Source organism: Devosia sp. GW821-FHT12F11 (assembly GCF_058806655.1).
This window is the reverse complement of record NZ_JBXAPX010000001.1, coordinates 620,862-636,857: the sequence shown is the minus strand read 5'-3', so window position 1 is coordinate 636,857 and position 15,996 is coordinate 620,862. Positions and strand designations below refer to the sequence as shown.

The following is a 15,996-nucleotide window of genomic DNA, read 5'->3' as shown; positions in this document are numbered from 1 at the left end:
GTGAGCCACAGGACCGACCGTCCGCTTGATCGCCCTACTTCACCCCACGCAAAGCCAGCGCGCGCTGGGCCCGGATCGAGAACAGCACCAAAGCCGCAATGGTCACGACGAACGGGATCATCCGGATGAGCTCGGCCGGGATGTCGTTGAAGAGGCCCGGCATCACCACGGCCAGCGCTTCGAAGGCGCCGAACAGCAACGCGGCGAGCAGCGCGCCGACTGGATGGCGGGCGCCGAGCAGCACTGCGCCGAGGGCAATGAAGCCGCGGCCGGCGGTCATGTCGCGGGTGAAGCCGACATAGTTGAACATCGCCAGCTGGGCGCCGCCGAGGCCGGCCAGCGCGCCCGAGACGATGAGGCTCCAGGTGCGGATCTTGTTGACCGGGATGCCGGCCGCCTCCGGCGCCGCCGGATACTCGCCGACGCCGCGCAGCCACAGGCCCCAGGGCGTGCGGTAGAGGAAGTACCAGACCGCAAAGACCAGGAAGGCCGCGAGCCAGCTCAGCACCGAATGGCCCGACAGGAACGACTTCAGCACCGGGCCGATGCCGGGAATGGCGCTGAGGAAGCTGAGGTCGACAGCCGGAACGGCCTTGCTCTGCAGGTTGATCGAGGTGCCCTTGTCGCCGCCGGTGGCGATGGCCAGCGCGAACACCGTGCCGCCCGCCGCGAGGATGTTGATGGCGAAGCCGACGAGGATGATGTCGGCCTTCAGGCGGAAGGCGAAGAACGCCATGATCAGCCCGAGCAACGCCCCGGCGCCGAGCCCGGCGGCGACCGCGACGTACCACGGGGCATAGACCGAGACGATCACCGCGGTGAGGCAGCCGATCAGCATCATGCCCTCGAGCGCCACGTTGAGCGCCCCGCCCAGGTCGGCGATGAGGCCGCCCAGCGTCGCCAGCAGCAGCGGCGTGGTGGTGCGGATGATGGTGACGAAGAAGGTGGCCGAAAAGACGGTGATGAGCAGTTCCATCATTTGGCGGCACCCCCGACGGCAGCAGGCGCTGAGGCCGGCGACGGGCTGCGCTTGAACAGCCGCGTGATGAAGTTGAGCGAGAAGGACGACGAGACGAGCAGGATAATGATCGCGGTGACGACGCCGATCACTTCTGCCGGCACGTCGGTGCGGATGTTCATCAGTTGCGCGCCCTGTCGCAGATAACCGTAGAACAGCGCGACGATCGGCACTGCCAGGGGCCGGCTGCGGGCGACAATGGCGACGAGGATGCCCTCGAAGGCGAGGCCGCCCTCGAACAGCACGGTCAGCTTGCCGTAACCCTGGCCCTGCACGAACATCGAGCCGAGCAGGCCGCCCAGCGCGCCGGATGCGGTCATCGCCGAGACCATGATGAAGGTCGCCTTGATGCCCGAATATTCGGCGAAGCGGGCGTTATGTCCGACCAGCCGGAGCTTCAGGCCCCAACTGGTGCGATAGAGGGCGAACCACACCACCAGCACCGCCACCAGGGCGAAGACGAGGCCGAGATCGAGCCGGGTGACATTGAGCCCGTCGAACTTGATCAGCTGCGGGAACACGGCGCTGTCGGGGAAATCGTTGGTGGTCAGCACCCCCGCCTGCGGCTTGGGCAGGCTGGTGCGGACGAGGAAATTGCAGACCTCGATGGCGATGTAGTTCAGCATCAGCGACGAGACGATCTCGTTGGCGCCGAGCTTGGCCTTGGCGATGCCGGGAAGGAACCCGTAGATGGCGCCGGCCAGCATGGCGGCGGTGATCCCCAGGGGGATGCCGGCCCAGGTGGCGCCGAGTGGCGACAGCGCCACGTAGCTGGCGGCCAGCGCGCCGATATAGACCTGCCCCTGCACGCCCATGGCGAACTGCCGGGCCTGGAACACCAGCGAGAAGGCGAGCCCGGTGATGGTGAGCTTGGCGACGTCGTCGAGCCATAGCCCGATGGTGCGGGGCTTCGAGGCCGGCGCGGTGAGCAGTTGGGTGATGGCGTCGAGCGGCGCCTTGGAGGTGAGCAGCACCACGACGAAGGTGACGAGCAGCGCGATCGCCAGGGCGCCGACGGCGCGGCCGACTTCGCGGCGGATGGTCTTCCAGCGGGAATTGCGGTCGATGGCGGGAATGTTGCTCATTTGAGGGCCGCCTTCATTTCGTCAGCAGTCTGGGTCGAGAGCCCGAGCATGTAGGTGCCGAGCGTTTCCGGCGTGAGGTCCGGGGTATTGAGGAAGGCGGCGACGATCTTGCCGCGATATAGCACCAGCAGCCGGTCGCTGAGCGCCAGCAATTCGCTGAGATCGGCCGAGCTCAGGAGCACCGCCGCGCCCTTGTCGCGGGCATCGGTGATGGTGCGCCAGATGAACTGCGTGGCGCCCAGATCGACGCCGCGGGTGGGCTGGTTGACGAGGAGCAGCTTCGGCTGCTCGCTCAGCTCGCGCGCCACCACCACCTTCTGCATGTTGCCGCCCGAGAGCGTACCGACGGCATAGCCCGGCCCGCCGACGCGGATCGAGAACTGCTCGATCAGCCGCTGGGCGTTGGCCTTGATCGCCTTGAGGTCTAGCAGGCCACCCCGGACATAGCGAGAATCGTTGAGCCGCGTGGCGACGAGGTTCTCGGCCACGGTCGAACCGGTGGAGAGGCCCTCGGCAATGCGATCCTCGGGGATCGAGGCGAGGCCGAGGCCCCGCCGTTCCAGCACAGTCAGCGGGTTGGCGTTCTGGTTGGCGACGACGATGTCGCCGGCCGCCACCTGCCGCAGCCCGGCGATGGCCTCGAGCGTCTCGGCCTGGCCGTTGCCCTCGACGCCTACCAGCCCGACGATCTCGCCGGCATAGACGTTGAGGTCGAGCCCGGCGACCACTTCGGTGCCGCGCGCATTGACGATGCGGAGGCCACTGACCGAAGCGACCCGCTCGGTCTGCGCGGTGGGCTTGCGCTCGACGCGGAGGCTCACCTCGCGCCCCACCATCATGGCGGCGAGGCTCTTCTCGGTGACTTCTTTGGTCTTGACCTGTCCGACGGTCTTGCCCTGCCGCATCACGGTGATGGAGTTCGAGATCTCCAGCACTTCGGGCAGCTTGTGGGCGATGAAGATCACGGTCTTGCCCTGCGCCACCAGCGAGCGGATGGCGACGAACAGCTCCTGCACTTCCTGCGGCGCCAGCACGGCCGTGGGCTCGTCGAGGATCAGGATGCGGGCATTGCGGTAGAGCGCCTTGAGGATTTCGACGCGCTGCTGCTGGCCGACAGGGAGCGAGCCCACCGGCGGCAGCGGATCGACCTTCAGGCGGAATTTGTCGCTGAGCGCCTGTACCTCGGCGATCGCGTTCTGGCGATCGAGCCGGATACCGGCCCGGGGCTCGGAGCCGAGCACCACGTTCTCGTAGACGGAAAAACTCGGAACCAGCGAAAAGTGCTGGAACACCATGCCGATGCCCGCATCGATCGCTTCGCGCGGCTTCGAAAAATGCACCTGCTTGTTGTCGAGCAGCAACGTGCCGGCATTTGGCTGTTCGATGCCGAACAGGATCTTCATCAGGGTGGATTTGCCCGCGCCATTCTCGCCCACAACGGCGTGAACCTCACCCGGCTCGATGACCAGGTTCACCCCGTCATTGGCCACCACCCCGCCGGGATAGGTCTTGCCGATCCCGATTGCTTCCAGAAGCGCCATGCTGCCCCGCTCTGCGCTACGTCAAAAAAGTGGGCCCCGCGTTTGCCGCGGGGCCCGTTGCACTACTTCATGTCGGTGGCGACTTCGATCTCGCCGGCGATGATCTTGGCTTCGATGGCGTCGACTTCAGCGCGCACGTCGGCCGGCACGAGCTTCTCGTACCAGGCGTTCTTGGCGATGCCGACGGCGCCGTCCTTGATGCCGAGCAGCTGGCGCGAGCCATAGGGGGCGGAGCCATCGATGGTCTGGCCGAGCGCCAGGTACAGCGAGTGGCCGACTTTCTTCAGCACCGAGGTGAAGATCACGTCGGCCTGGGCCGGGTCGGAGGAGGCAAAGATGGTTGCCTGGTCGCTGTCGACGCCGACGGCGAGCTTGCCCGAATCCTTGACCGCCTGGAGCGAGCCGATACCGGTGCCGCCGGCGATCGGGAACACCACGTCAGCGCCCTGGTTGATCTGCGCCAGCGCGATTTCCTTGCCCTTGGCAGGGTCGTTGAACGAACCGGCCACAGCGTTGAGGATGTTGATCGAGGGGTTGGCCGCCTTGGCGCCCTGGTCGAAACCGGTCTTGAAGTCGGTGACGGTGGGGAATTCCATGCCGATGATGGTACCCAGCGTCGCCGACTTCGAGATCTTGGCGGCGGCGTAGCCGGCAAGATAGCCCGCGGCGGCCGTGGTGTACTGCACGCCAAGCACGTTCTTGCACTCGCAGGCGCTGTAATCGGGCGAATCGTCGAAATCGATAAACTTCACGTCCGGATATTCCGGCGACAGCTCGGCGATGTAACCGGTCATGTCGAAGGTGCCGGCGATGATCACATCGTAACCCGAGTCAGCGGCATCGGCGAGGCCGGCCTGCCACTTACTGCGATCATAGCCCAGCTCGATGATCTTGACGGTCACCGGCAGCTCGGCCTCGGCCGTCTTCATGCCCTCGGCGGCGTCATCGAAGAAGCTCTTGTCGCCGAGCGTGCCGTGCAGCACCAGGGCGACCTTGAGCGGGTTGTCCTTGGTGTATTCCTGAGCGGCGGCGGGGATCGCCGTCGACATCATCATCGAGGCGGCGAGCAGAGTACCTGCTGCGGCCTTGGCAAAAGTCGAGATCAGAGACATGCGCACTCCTGTTTGCGTTTGTTCTAATTCTGAGGGGAATAGGCGGTGGATACGGCGTAGAGCGCGTCGACCCTACTGACGTCGACCTCCTCGACGAACGTAATCTTGGGGGTGCCGAGGCGCCCGGACGGATCGACCAGCGTCATGCCGCGGGTGATCCCCGGAGCGAGCGCCACGCTCGAAGATGCCTCGATCGACTTGGTGACCATCGAGGGATCGAGCACCACGGCGGCCGCCAGCGGGTCGACATAGAGGAAGCGATCGGGCAGGCCACGGCGAATACCGTTCTCGCGCGCGTGAACGGCGAGGGCCTTGGAGAAATCACGAAGCGGGCTGGCCGGGATGGCGTCGAACATCGCGTCGACTTTCGGGCCTTCCATGAAGTGCGTGAGGCACGGCTCCCACGGGATCACCACGGTCTCGATCCCGGCGGTCAGCACCACATGTGCAGCCTCGGGGTCGGCGTAGATGTTGAACTCGGCCGCCGGCGTGGTGTTGCCACGGCCGTAGACGTTGCCACCCATGATGGTGAGCGTGCCGATGCCGTCGATGATCGATGGCTCAAGCCGCAACGCCAGAGCCAGGTTGGTCAGCGGGCCGATCATCAGGATGTCGACCTTCTCGCCCTTGGCCGCCGCATCACCGAAGGCGCGGCGAAGCGCCCCGATCGCGTCGTTGGAGGCCGGCAGAGCCTGCTTTTCCGGACGGCGTGCACCACCCAACCCGTCATCGCCATGTACGTACTTGGCGTCGATGATCGGTTGAGTGAGCGGTCGGTCGGCACCCATGTGCACGGGGATTTCGACCTTCAGCATGGCGCAGGTGGCGAGCAGGTTGGTCGTCGCCTGGTCGCGACCCACATTGCCGAACACCGTGGTGATCAGGTCCGGCACCTTGCCGTTGGCAACCAGCAGAATAAGCGCCTGGGCGTCGTCGACGCCGCCGTCGCTGTCGAAAATGAAGGTACGTTTGGTCAAGCTACTGCTTTCTTGTTCTTGGCGTCAGTCTTGGCTTCCTGAACGCGGTTCCAGAAGTCGGCGTAGGTCGCCGAGTAAGCCTGTCGGATGTCCGCAAAGGGCCGGCGCGTCAAGGTGCGGTTCTGCACCAATTGCTCTCCACTCACCCAAAGGTGGCGTAGGTCGCGGCCGCTGCCGGAATAGACCAGCAGGGTTTCAGGATCCGGCGTCTCGGAATAGCCGGGCCCGCTGAGGTCGAACGCCGCGATATCGGCGGCCTTGCCGACCTCGAGGCTGCCGATCTCGTGATCGAGTCCAAGCGCCCTGGCGCCTTCGATCGTCGCCATGCGGATGAGGTCACGGCTCGAGAGCGGCTGCGCCACGCCCTCGCGATGGCTGGCAACCAGACCGGCGACCCGCATCTCGGAGACCATGTCGTAGGAGTTGTTGGCCGCGACATTGTCGGTGCCGAGCGCCACGGTGACGCCGGCGGCCCTGAGGTCGACGGCCGGGCAGATGCCCTCTCGGCCCGAACGGAGGCCGGCGGAGGCGTTGTAGGACACCGAAGCATTGGGGGCGCGAGCAAACACTGCGATATCTTCGTCGCTGAGATCGATGCAGTGTGCCGCATGGATGCGGCCCTTGAAGAAGCCGAGCTTTTCGAGCGCCACGGCCGCCGTGGTGCCGTAGCGGCGCTCAGTTTCCTCGTTGTCCTCGGGACCGCAGGCCATGTGGAGATGGAGGCCGACCCCGTATTTGTTGGCGACCGCCACTTCCTCGACCAGCAGGGCCTCGGTGTTATCGACATAGGGCGCATGCGGGCCGAACCAAGGGATGATGCGGCCATCGGCCGAGCGCTGCTGCTCGAGGAAGGCAGTGGCTTTCGCCAGTTCTTCCTCGCCGCGGCGTTCATCGCCCAGTTGCACGATGCCGTAGGCGATGACGGCGCGCAGCCCGGCATGCTTCACCGCATCGGCGATCTCCTCGGCGAAGAAATACTGGTCGCAGAAGGTGGTGGTGCCGGAGAGCGCCATCTCGGCGCAGCTCAGCGCCACCGCGGGGCCGACATCGGAGGCGACGAGCGACAGCTCGGGCTCGCGGATCGAGTTGTACCAGCCCGCCATGGTAAGCAGGCTCTGGCCTTCCGAGCGACCGCGGAACAGCACCATCACCGAGTGGGTATGGGCATTCACCAGTCCCGGCATGACGAGGTGTCCGGTCAGGTCGAACACCTCGTCGAAGCCGGACGGGTTGGGAGTAGCGTCGCGAGGTCCTACACCGCTGATCCGACCATCGTGGATGGCGATGAAGCCACCCTCGAACACCCGATTTTCAGCGTCCACGGAAAGAACCGTCGCTCCGTGGATAAGCGTTGAACCCATTTGACCCCCGTCCGGTAAACCGGTTTACATGACGATCTAACGACACTCAAAAGCCGCTTGTCAAATGCAATCGCGGCAGGACACAGGCACCTGAAGTGAGCCTCAATCCGTTCCGGGCGGACCCCGAGATCGCCGACCGATTTACCCGCCAGAACGCCGAAATCGGCGACAGGCTCGGCGCAGAAATCACCCAGCTGGTGGCAGCAAAAGCGCACCGACCGGAAGATAATCTGGGAGGCATACTGCTCGCCGCCGAAGTGACGATACTGCGCCAAAGCTTCGGGCTCGCCAGTGTCGAGGAGCTGATGCTTCTGGCGCTGGCGCCGGCACGCGGGATCGCCCAGCCGCCGATTTCGAACTTCTTCGTCGGGGCGGTCGGGCTGGAGCGCGAGACCGGTAACCTGATCCTCGGCGGCAATGTGGAATTCCCCGGCACACATCTGGGCTTCACCATCCACGGCGAAGGCTTCGTGTTCACCCGCGCCGCCGCGCGCGGCACGACGATCGAGACCATCGCCATCGGCGAAGCGCACCCCTGCGCGCATTGCCGGCAGTACATCTCGGAGTTTGCCGGGAGCCGGGAGCTGACGCTGATCGACCCGCTCGGGCATCGGCTGAGCATGGCGCAACTCTATCCCTGGCCGTTCGACCCGGACTATCTGGGCGAGCGCGGCGCCATCGCCGGCGCTTACGACGCCACCCTCGACCTCGCGGCCAACGACTGGCCGGCGACCATCGCCGACCGGCTGCTCGATGCCGGCCGCCGCGCCCATGCGCCCTACAGCAAATGCCCCGGCGCCGTCGTGCTGGCGCTCAGCGATGGGCAACTGGTGTCGGGCTTCTCCGTCGAGAGCGTTGCCTTCAATCCGACCATGGGCCCCTTGCAGGCGGCGATGATCAACCTTATCGCCCACGGCTATGAAACATCCGACATTGCCGAAGCGGCGCTGGGGACGCGGCTGGGTGGCAATGTCGACTATGCGCTGAGCGTGACGGAGCTCTTCGGCAAGCTTGCTCCTCGTGCGCCGCTGTCAATCGTAGGGTGGGCCTGATGCTCGATACTCAAACCGCCAGCTGGGAACAGGTCTCGGCCGCCATTGCCGAGGGGCTGATCGCCGTGCTGCCGGTGGGCGCGGTCGAGCAGCATGGCGCGCACCTGCCGCTCCTCACCGACACGGTGCTGGCAAGCGGCGTGGCCCGGCGCATCGCCGAGGGTTGCAGCGGGCTGCTGCTGCCGGCGATCGCCTATGGCGATGCCTGGACCGCGGAAGACTGGGCCGGGACGCTGTCGCTGTCGCCCGATACGCTGCGCGCCACCGTCACCGATATCGGCCGCGGGCTGCAGCGCATGGGCGTCAAAGGGCTGATCACCGTCAACGGGCATTTCGGCAACCGCGAGCCGATCAACCTCGCGGCGCGGGCATTGAGCGAAGCGGGCTTCCCGGTGCTGCATCTCGACTATCCCAGGCTCGAGGCGCTGGCCGCCGAGCTGATGGAGAGCGAACCGGCCGGGCCGGGTTTCTATCATGCCGACGAGGTCGAGACCTCGATGATGCTAGCGCTGGCGCCCGAGACGGTGCGGATGGAACGCGCCGCGCCGGAATATCCGGAGTTCCCCGAGCTGTTCGGCACCGAGCCGATGAAGCTCTCGGCCTTTAACAGATCGGGCGTCTTCGGCGACCCGCGGCCGGCGACGGCGCAGAAGGGGGAGGAACTGATCGGGGGGATTGCGGCGGAGTCGCTGCGATTGATCGGGATCTGGAAGAAGAAGTATGGAATTTGAGCATGACTAAAGCAGACGGCCCCCTCCCGGCCTCCCCCATGATGGGGGAGGTGAAGAGTCGGGGCTGTAGCTCGATCGTGCCAAACGCACTGGCGGGGCACCTCCCCCTTCATGGGGGAGGATGAGAGGGGGCCGTCTCTATCAATAGGACACCTGTATGACCTCCCTCCCCGACGACCTGCTGATCACCGCCGCCGACGAAGTCAAAATCCGGCAGGACCTGCTGCTGGTGGCGCTCGGCAAACGTCCGGCCGACCGTTCGCTGCGGGTCGGAAAACTCCTCGACGTGCACTCGCGCACCTGGATGCACGACCAGGAGATCGTCATGCGCGGCAAGCGCATTGCCTGGGTCGGGCCGGCGGGCGAGTACCAGGGCCAGGTCAAGGAGCGTTTCCACGAGCCGAAGCTCGCGGCGGTGCCCGGCTTCGGCGAGGTGCACAAGCATATCGAGAGCTCGCACCTGACGCCGGAATGGGAAGCAGCTTTGGTGATGCCGCGCGGCAATACCTGGACCTGCGAGGCGAGCCACGAATTCTCCAATGTCGACGGGCCGCATAACCTCGAATTCTGGCTGACGGCACGGCAGGCGGGCTCGCCGCTGAAGGTCTTCCCGCAACCTGGTTCAGCCGTGCCACCCACTGCCTATGAGTGGGGCGGCGGGCATTTCGGCCATGACGAGCAGGTCAAGTTCATGGCCGCCAGCCCGATGGTCACCGGGCTCGACGAGGTGATGGACTGGCCGGCGGTGTGGAACCCGGAAAACCCCTCGCACCAGCGGCTGTGGGGGATGATCGAGGCGACGTTCGCGGCGCGCGGCGTGGTCGAGGGCCATGGCGCGGGGTTGCGCACACTGGGCGAAATCAACGCCTTCGCCGCGGCGGGCCTTGCCTCGGACCACGAGATGATGACGGCCGATGAAGCCTGGGACAAGCTGAGACACGGGCTGTTCATCGAGATCCGTATCCACTCGATGACCGAGATTGTCACCGGGCTGCTGCAGAAGGGGCTGGTCGACTGGAGCCAGGTGGCGTTTGCCACCGACGACCGCAGCGCCACGCTGACGCTCGAGACCGGCGCGACCGACCACAATATCCGCACGGCGATTGCCGCGGGCCTGCCGGCCGAGATCGCCATCCAGTGCGCCACCATCAACCCGGCGCGGCATATGCGGCTGACCCCCTGGGTCGGCTCGATCTCGCCCGGGCGCTTCGCCGACATGGTGCTGCTCGAGGACGTCGCGGCGCTGAAGATCGGCAAGGTCTGGGCCGATGGCGCACAGATTTCGGAAGGTACAAAGTTCATCGGCAAGGTGCCGGATATCGCCTGGCCGGAATGGGCAACGCGGACCATCAATATCAAGCGCGAGATCACCGCCGGGGACTTTGCCATCAAGGCGGCGCCGGGGCGAAAGACCATGCAATCGGCAGTGATCCGGCCGTTCCACTGGCATCCGGATTTCTACACCATGGAGCTGCCGGTCGAGGACGGCGAGGTGCAGCGGCTCGAGAGCGAGAACCTCACCAAGTTCGCCATCGTCGATCGCTTCTCGGGCGAGGGGAAGGTGGCCAAAATGTTCTGGCGCGGCTGCGGCCCACGCGATCCGGATACAGCCGTCGCCTGCTCGGTGGCGCACGACAAGCACAATATCTGGACCTGCGGCTCGTCCGACGCCGCCATGGCGCTGGCGGTCAATGCCTTGCGCGAAACCCAGGGCGGCTGGGCGCTGGTGCACAAGGGCAAGGTCACGGCGACAGTGCGGTTCGAGATCGGCGGGCTGATGTCGAAACGCCCGGCGGCAGAGCTCGACGCCGATATGCAGGCGCTCTACCGCGCCGCCGAACAGGTCGACTGGATGTATGAGCCGACCTTCCGCCCGCGCTGGAACCCGGGCTTCCCGGAGCGGCTGATGTTCGCGACGCTCACCTGCGCGCCGTGGACCTGGGTGCTGGTGGCGCCCTCGCCGCTGGCGCCGGAGGGCTTCGTCAACGTCTCGACCGGCGAGGTGCACCCGATCGTCTGGTGATGCTCTAGTGGTGATCCCTTGGGCGCACTGTTTTCACACCCACACTGCGTGTCATCCAGCGAAAGCTGGGCTCCATCTATCCAATTGTGCCGCGGTGAGTTGGGTCCCTGCTTCGCAGGGATGACACCGAGTGTGAGGAAGCAAGGTGGCCCATCGACATACAAATCATCAGGGAACCCGGTTACGAAACCGCTTTACTAAAGCGTTTGCATCGATCTAGCTTACCTGTGCGAGTGGGGGTGCAATGGCAACGATCCATGATGTGGCGCAGGATGCCGGGGTGTCGCCGACGACGGTGTCCCGGTACCTGAATAATCGTATCGAACTGCCGCCCTCGACGGCGGGGCGGATCGATGCGGCGATCGCCAAGCTCGACTATCGGCCGAACCTCCTCGCCAAGCGCCTTTCCACCGGCAAGACCGAGGCGGTCGGCCTCGTAACCCCCGAGATCCGCGAGCCGTTCTTTGCCGAGCTGGCCTCGGCCTTCGAGGACGAGGCGGACCGGCACGGCTACACCGTGTTCATGAGCTCGACCCGCTCGGATCGCGACCGCGAGATCGCCTCGCTGGAGCGGCTGCACGACCGGCATGTCGATGGCCTCCTGATGATGACCAACACGCCCGATGACGGCACGCTCGCGACGCTGATCGGCAAGCGCAAGAACGTCGTCATCGTCGACGAGGACATCCCCGGGGTCAGCGTGCCGCGGCTGTTCGTCGAGAACACCGAGGGCGCCCATGCCGCGACGCGCCACCTGATCGAGGCCGGCCATCGCCGCATCGCCTATCTCGGCGGCCCGCATGGCCTGTTGACGGTGACCGAGCGGCGCGAAGGGTTCCTGATGGCGATGAACGAGGCCGGTATCGCGGTGCGGCCCGAATATGTTGCGATCGGCAGCTTCGCGCCGGAACTGGCGCGCGCCGCAACGCGAAAGTTCCTCGAGCTGCCGCTGCCGCCGACCGCCATTTTCGCCTCTTCCGATTACCTTGCCATCGGCGCCGTGATGGGCCTCAAGGAGGCCGGGGTGAGCGTCCCCGACGATATCTCGCTGATCGGCTTCGACGACATGCCGTTCGGCGCGCTGCTGACGCCGCCGCTGACCGCCATTCGCCAGCCGGTCGAGCAACTCGGCCGCCAGGGCTTCTTGACGTTGCTGGCGTTGCTCAACGGCGAGGCGCCGCCGCTACTGACGCGGCTGCCGGTCGAACTCATCAGGCGCCAGTCGGTCGCCGCACCTACACAGAAGGACTTTATTGCGTGAGCAAGCGCGTATTGATTGCCGGGGAATCCTGGGTCACCCATTCGATCCACACCAAGGGCTTCGACAGTTTTACCACCACCGAATACAACGAGGGGGTGAGATGGCTGAAGGCGGCCCTCGAAGGCGGCGGCTGGGAGGTGACATTCCTCCCCAACCACCTCGCCGCCCGCGACTTCCCGCAAACCGCCGAGGCGCTAGCCGCCTATGACGTGGTGATGCTCTCCGATATCGGCGCCAATACGCTGCTGCTCCACCCCGATACGTTCGTGCGCTCGGTGCCGCTGCCCAATCGGCTCACCGCCATCAAGGACTACGTGCTTAATGGCGGCGGCCTCGTGATGATCGGCGGCTATCTCACCTTCCAGGGCATCGAGGCCAAGGGCCAATATGCCGGCACGGCCATCGAAGACGTGCTGCCGGTGACGCTCTATCGCCATGACGACCGGCAGGAGAACCCACAGGGCGTCGTGGCCCATGTCGGCGACCCCGGCCACCCGATCACCAGGGGGATCGCCGGCGAGTGGCCGGCGCTGCTCGGCTACAACGAAGTGGTGGCCAAGCCCGATGCCGAGGTACTGGTGCGGGTCGGCGGCGATCCGCTGATCGCGGTGGCCGAGTTCGGCAAGGGCCGCTCGGCGGTGTTCACCTCCGATTGCGGGCCGCACTGGGCCCCGCCGCCCTTTGTCGACTGGGCCGGCTATGCGCCGCTGTGGAACAACATCGCCAACTGGGTGAGCGGCAAATGAGCGAGGACGGCATCAAGGTCAAGCAGGCGCCCGACCCGTGGCAGCGCACCACCACCGAGAACGGCTTTCCCGCCGACGAGGTGATCTCGGCGCTGCAGAAATCCATCCGCCGCGGCCTCACCGAAAACGCGGTGCTGCTCGGCTGGGAGATGTACCTCACCAGCCCCGAGCTCGAGCAGAAGTTGTGGGACCGGCTGGCGGTGATCTCGGTCGAGGATGTCGGCTTCGGCAACCTCGACGCGCCGGTGCTGGTCGATACGCTCTATCGCACCCACCAACGCTTCGACCGGCCGACGCATGACCGGTTCCTGTTCGCCGCGCACGCCATCCGCGTCCTGTCATCGGGCAAGAAGGACCGCACCACCGACGACATGGTCAACTGGGCCAAGCACGCCATGGCGTTCGGCGAACGGCTGCCGGAGATCCCGGATTTCGCCGTCGACATGCACACCGGCCGCGGCGAGGCGATGGGGCGCGACTATCTTTACTTCATGACCGAAGCCAGCAAGGTTTCTCCCGAGATCGAGAACAAGGACCAGACCTATCGCGACTGGATCCTTGCGGCATTGAAGGCGGGCAAGCTCAGCTAGGGCAACATACTCGGTGTCATTGCCGCGAAAGCGGGAACCTCCGTTTGCGACGCCGGCAAAGAAAACAGAGGTCCCCGCTTTCGCGGGGATGACGCCGGTGGTTGACCACTGCATCCTGAGAATGTCGCAGAGGTGCGGGACAGCACCCGACGAATGAGGGAGGGGATGATATGGCGCGTGCACCTGTTGCAGTGCTCGGGATTTTCGTGGCGGACCTGGCGTTCCGGGCGCCGCGTTTGCCGCTGATGGGCGAGACTATTCTCGGCCAGGGGTTCAAGGATGGCCCGGGCGGCAAAGGCTCCAACCAGGCGATCGCCGCGGCCCGCGCCGGCGGCGACGCGCGGATGATCACCCGCATCGGCCGCGACACCTTTGGCGACATGGCGCAAAAGGCCTGGGCGGCCGACGGCATCGACACTTCGGCGGTGGCGATCGACGACCACCTGCCCACCGGCGCGGCGTTCATCTTCGTTTCCACCGAGACCGGCAATAACGCCATCATCGTCGAGAGCGGCGCGGCGGCCAAGCTGTCGCCGGCCGACGTCGCGGCCGCCGAGCGGACCATCGCCAGCTCCAAGGTCCTGATCACGCAGTTCGAACAGCCGGTCGAAACGGCAATCGCCGGGCTGTCCCTGGCCCGCAGGCACGGGGTGATCACCATCCTCAACCCGGCGCCGGCGCTGCCGGTCGATGACGCGATCTACGCGCTCTGCGATTATGTCACGCCGAACGAGACCGAGGCGGCGACGCTGACCGGATTGCCGGTCGAGACCGAAGCCGATGCGCTGGCCGCGGCCAAGGAGTTCGTCCGCCGTGGCGCGAAGAATGCGCTGATCACCCTGGGCGAGAAGGGCGCATTGCTGCACGGCGAGGCCGGCACGCATGTGGTGCCCGCCTTCAAGGTGGCGAAGGTGGTCGAGACCACCGGCGCCGGCGACGCCTTCAATGGCGGCTTCGCCGTGGCGCTGGCCGAGGGCCAATCGCCGGTCGATGCCATCCGCTTCGGCTGCGCCACCGCCGGGCTTTCGGTGCAGAAGCCGGGCACCGCGCCGTCGATGCCGACGCGGGCCGAGATCGAGGCGATGCTGGCAGGCGCCAGCTCCTGAAATCGGGCAAATGCTTTCGGGTTCGCTCGGTCGGCTGTAGCGACGCTTGACGTCGCAGCCGGCTGGGGGTTGGCGTCGCGGTCTCAGTAACCGGATCGACGCCGACCATGACCATTCTCGCCCCGACCCCGCCGATGGGCTGGAACAGCTGGAACAGCTTTGCCACCACGATCACCGAGGCGCAGGCGCTCGAGACCGCCGCCATCATGGCCGAAAAGCTGCTGCCCTTCGGCTATGACGTCTTCACCGTCGACATCCAGTGGTACGAGCCGGAAGCCAGGAGCTACACCTACAACACCAAGCCGGTGCCGACGTTGGACGGCTACGGGCGGGTGACGCCGGCGCTGAACCGCTTCCCCTCGGCCGCCGACGGGGCCGGCTTTGCCGAGCTGGCGCGGCAGGTGCATGGGCTGGGGCTGAAGTTCGGCATCCACATCATGCGCGGCATCCCGCGGCTGGCGGTCGAACAGAACCTGCCGGTGCTCGGCTGTAGCGCGCGGGCCGCCGATATCGCCGATACGTCCAGCATCTGCAGCTGGAACCCCGACATGTACGGGGTCGATATGACCAAGCCCGGGGCGCAGGCTTACTATGACAGCATATTTGCGCTCTACGCCGAGTGGGGCGTCGATTTCATCAAGATGGACGACATGAGCCGTCCCTATGATGCACATGCCGCCGAGATCGAGGCGGCGCACCATGCCATCGCCAGAGCCGGCCGGCCGATGCTGCTGTCGCTGTCACCCGGCGAGACGCCCCTGGTGCGAGCCGAACACGTGCGCGACTACGCGCAGATGTGGCGGATCAGCGATGATTTCTGGGACGATTGGGCGATGCTCGAGGCGCAGTTCGTGCGGCTGGAGAACTGGAACCCGTGGCGCCGCCCCGGCGCCTGGCCCGATGCCGATATGCTGCCGCTCGGCCGGCTGGCGCTCGGCGACCGCGACACCCGCTTCACCCCAGCCGAGCAGAAGACGGTGATGACGCTGTGGGCCATCGCCCGCTCGCCGCTGATCATGGGCGGCGACCTGCGCCATCTCGATGCCGCGACGCTGGCGCTGCTGACCAATCGCGAGGTGCTGGCGGTCAACCAGGCGAGCACCGACAACCAGCCGCATTTCGTCATGGACGGTACCCGGGTGTGGACGGCGCGGGCCGCGAACGGCGATGCCTATCTGGCGCTGTTCAACACCGGCAAGGCGGAGCGCGAGGTCGGCTTCAAGCTCGCGCCGCTTGGCCTCGACAGCGCCGAGGTGACGGACCTGTGGACCGGGCAGCTGCTCGGCCGGCACGGGGGCAGCTTCGCCGCGACGTTGCCGAGCCATGGCGCCGGGTTGTATCGGCTGAGGGCATCCTAGGCTGTCACGGTGCTTGCTGGGGATTGCCGCTGCTT

General features: G+C 66.1%; 14 protein-coding genes. 8 read left to right on the top strand and 6 right to left on the bottom strand.

Annotated features, from left to right (window positions below; genetic code table 11):
- Positions 1 to 34: 34 nt before the first annotated feature.
- The 6 genes from AC1ROK_RS03245 to AC1ROK_RS03220 all read right to left on the bottom strand — a co-directional run bounded on the left by AC1ROK_RS03245 (position 35) and on the right by AC1ROK_RS03220 (position 7,055).
- On the bottom strand, positions 35 to 979 hold the full coding sequence (locus AC1ROK_RS03245) for an ABC transporter permease (protein ID WP_055873729.1): 945 nt from the start codon (positions 977 to 979) through the stop codon (positions 35 to 37).
- Positions 976 to 2,103 carry an ABC transporter permease gene (locus AC1ROK_RS03240; RefSeq protein WP_492843779.1) on the bottom strand — a complete coding sequence of 376 codons (1,128 nt, stop codon included), beginning with the start codon at positions 2,101 to 2,103 and terminating at the stop codon, positions 976 to 978. The genes AC1ROK_RS03245 and AC1ROK_RS03240 overlap by 4 nt, the downstream gene beginning before the upstream one ends.
- Positions 2,100 to 3,644 carry an ABC transporter ATP-binding protein gene (locus AC1ROK_RS03235; RefSeq protein WP_492843777.1) on the bottom strand — a complete coding sequence of 515 codons (1,545 nt, stop codon included), beginning with the start codon at positions 3,642 to 3,644 and terminating at the stop codon, positions 2,100 to 2,102. The genes AC1ROK_RS03240 and AC1ROK_RS03235 overlap by 4 nt, the downstream gene beginning before the upstream one ends.
- Before the next feature lie 62 nt (positions 3,645 to 3,706).
- Positions 3,707 to 4,756 carry a BMP family lipoprotein gene (locus AC1ROK_RS03230; protein WP_492843775.1) on the bottom strand — a complete coding sequence of 350 codons (1,050 nt, stop codon included), beginning with the start codon at positions 4,754 to 4,756 and terminating at the stop codon, positions 3,707 to 3,709.
- 23 nt (positions 4,757 to 4,779) lie between these two features.
- A complete protein-coding gene (locus AC1ROK_RS03225) occupies positions 4,780 to 5,733 on the bottom strand; it encodes a nucleoside hydrolase (RefSeq protein ID WP_492843773.1) in 954 nt (317 codons plus the stop codon).
- Entirely contained in the window at positions 5,730 to 7,055 is a 1,326-nt protein-coding gene (locus AC1ROK_RS03220; RefSeq protein ID WP_492843771.1) for an amidohydrolase family protein, read from the bottom strand. The genes AC1ROK_RS03225 and AC1ROK_RS03220 overlap by 4 nt, the downstream gene beginning before the upstream one ends.
- 134 nt (positions 7,056 to 7,189) lie before the next feature.
- Between AC1ROK_RS03220 and AC1ROK_RS03215 the strand changes: the two genes are divergently transcribed.
- From AC1ROK_RS03215 to AC1ROK_RS03180, 8 genes are all read left to right on the top strand, one after another.
- Complete coding sequence (locus AC1ROK_RS03215) at positions 7,190 to 8,146, top strand: hypothetical protein (protein WP_492843769.1); 957 nt, start codon at positions 7,190 to 7,192, stop codon at positions 8,144 to 8,146.
- Positions 8,146 to 8,877 carry a creatininase family protein gene (locus AC1ROK_RS03210; RefSeq protein ID WP_492843767.1) on the top strand — a complete coding sequence of 244 codons (732 nt, stop codon included), beginning with the start codon at positions 8,146 to 8,148 and terminating at the stop codon, positions 8,875 to 8,877. Before AC1ROK_RS03215 ends, AC1ROK_RS03210 begins: the two co-directional genes overlap by 1 nt.
- A gap of 157 nt (positions 8,878 to 9,034) precedes the next feature.
- The gene (locus AC1ROK_RS03205; protein WP_492843765.1) at positions 9,035 to 10,900 is read left to right on the top strand and encodes an adenine deaminase; all 1,866 of its coding nucleotides are present in this window, start codon (positions 9,035 to 9,037) and stop codon (positions 10,898 to 10,900) included.
- A 244-nt stretch (positions 10,901 to 11,144) separates the two neighbouring features.
- Positions 11,145 to 12,161, top strand: a complete 1,017-nt coding sequence (locus AC1ROK_RS03200) for a LacI family DNA-binding transcriptional regulator (RefSeq protein ID WP_492843763.1) — start codon at positions 11,145 to 11,147, stop codon at positions 12,159 to 12,161.
- On the top strand, positions 12,158 to 12,907 hold the full coding sequence (locus tag AC1ROK_RS03195; RefSeq protein WP_492843761.1) for a glutamine amidotransferase: 750 nt from the start codon (positions 12,158 to 12,160) through the stop codon (positions 12,905 to 12,907). Before AC1ROK_RS03200 ends, AC1ROK_RS03195 begins: the two co-directional genes overlap by 4 nt.
- The gene (locus AC1ROK_RS03190) at positions 12,904 to 13,497 is read left to right on the top strand and encodes an AAA family ATPase (RefSeq protein WP_055994582.1); all 594 of its coding nucleotides are present in this window, start codon (positions 12,904 to 12,906) and stop codon (positions 13,495 to 13,497) included. The genes AC1ROK_RS03195 and AC1ROK_RS03190 overlap by 4 nt, the downstream gene beginning before the upstream one ends.
- Positions 13,498 to 13,667: 170 nt before the next feature.
- Positions 13,668 to 14,603 carry a ribokinase gene (gene rbsK / locus AC1ROK_RS03185; protein WP_492843759.1) on the top strand — a complete coding sequence of 312 codons (936 nt, stop codon included), beginning with the start codon at positions 13,668 to 13,670 and terminating at the stop codon, positions 14,601 to 14,603.
- A gap of 107 nt (positions 14,604 to 14,710) precedes the next feature.
- Entirely contained in the window at positions 14,711 to 15,961 is a 1,251-nt protein-coding gene (locus AC1ROK_RS03180; RefSeq protein WP_492843757.1) for a glycoside hydrolase family 27 protein, read from the top strand.
- Positions 15,962 to 15,996 lie beyond the last annotated feature (35 nt).

Coding starts and splice junctions, on each gene's coding strand:
- AC1ROK_RS03245 (WP_055873729.1), bottom strand. CDS start 979: ATGATGGAACTGCTCATCACCGTCTTTTCGGCCACCTTCTTCGTCACC.
- AC1ROK_RS03240 (WP_492843779.1), bottom strand. CDS start 2,103: ATGAGCAACATTCCCGCCATCGACCGCAATTCCCGCTGGAAGACCATC.
- AC1ROK_RS03235 (WP_492843777.1), bottom strand. CDS start 3,644: ATGGCGCTTCTGGAAGCAATCGGGATCGGCAAGACCTATCCCGGCGGG.
- AC1ROK_RS03230 (WP_492843775.1), bottom strand. CDS start 4,756: ATGTCTCTGATCTCGACTTTTGCCAAGGCCGCAGCAGGTACTCTGCTC.
- AC1ROK_RS03210 (WP_492843767.1), top strand. CDS start 8,146: ATGCTCGATACTCAAACCGCCAGCTGGGAACAGGTCTCGGCCGCCATT.
- AC1ROK_RS03205 (WP_492843765.1), top strand. CDS start 9,035: ATGACCTCCCTCCCCGACGACCTGCTGATCACCGCCGCCGACGAAGTC.
- AC1ROK_RS03200 (WP_492843763.1), top strand. CDS start 11,145: ATGGCAACGATCCATGATGTGGCGCAGGATGCCGGGGTGTCGCCGACG.
- AC1ROK_RS03190 (WP_055994582.1), top strand. CDS start 12,904: ATGAGCGAGGACGGCATCAAGGTCAAGCAGGCGCCCGACCCGTGGCAG.
- rbsK (WP_492843759.1), top strand. CDS start 13,668: ATGGCGCGTGCACCTGTTGCAGTGCTCGGGATTTTCGTGGCGGACCTG.
- AC1ROK_RS03180 (WP_492843757.1), top strand. CDS start 14,711: ATGACCATTCTCGCCCCGACCCCGCCGATGGGCTGGAACAGCTGGAAC.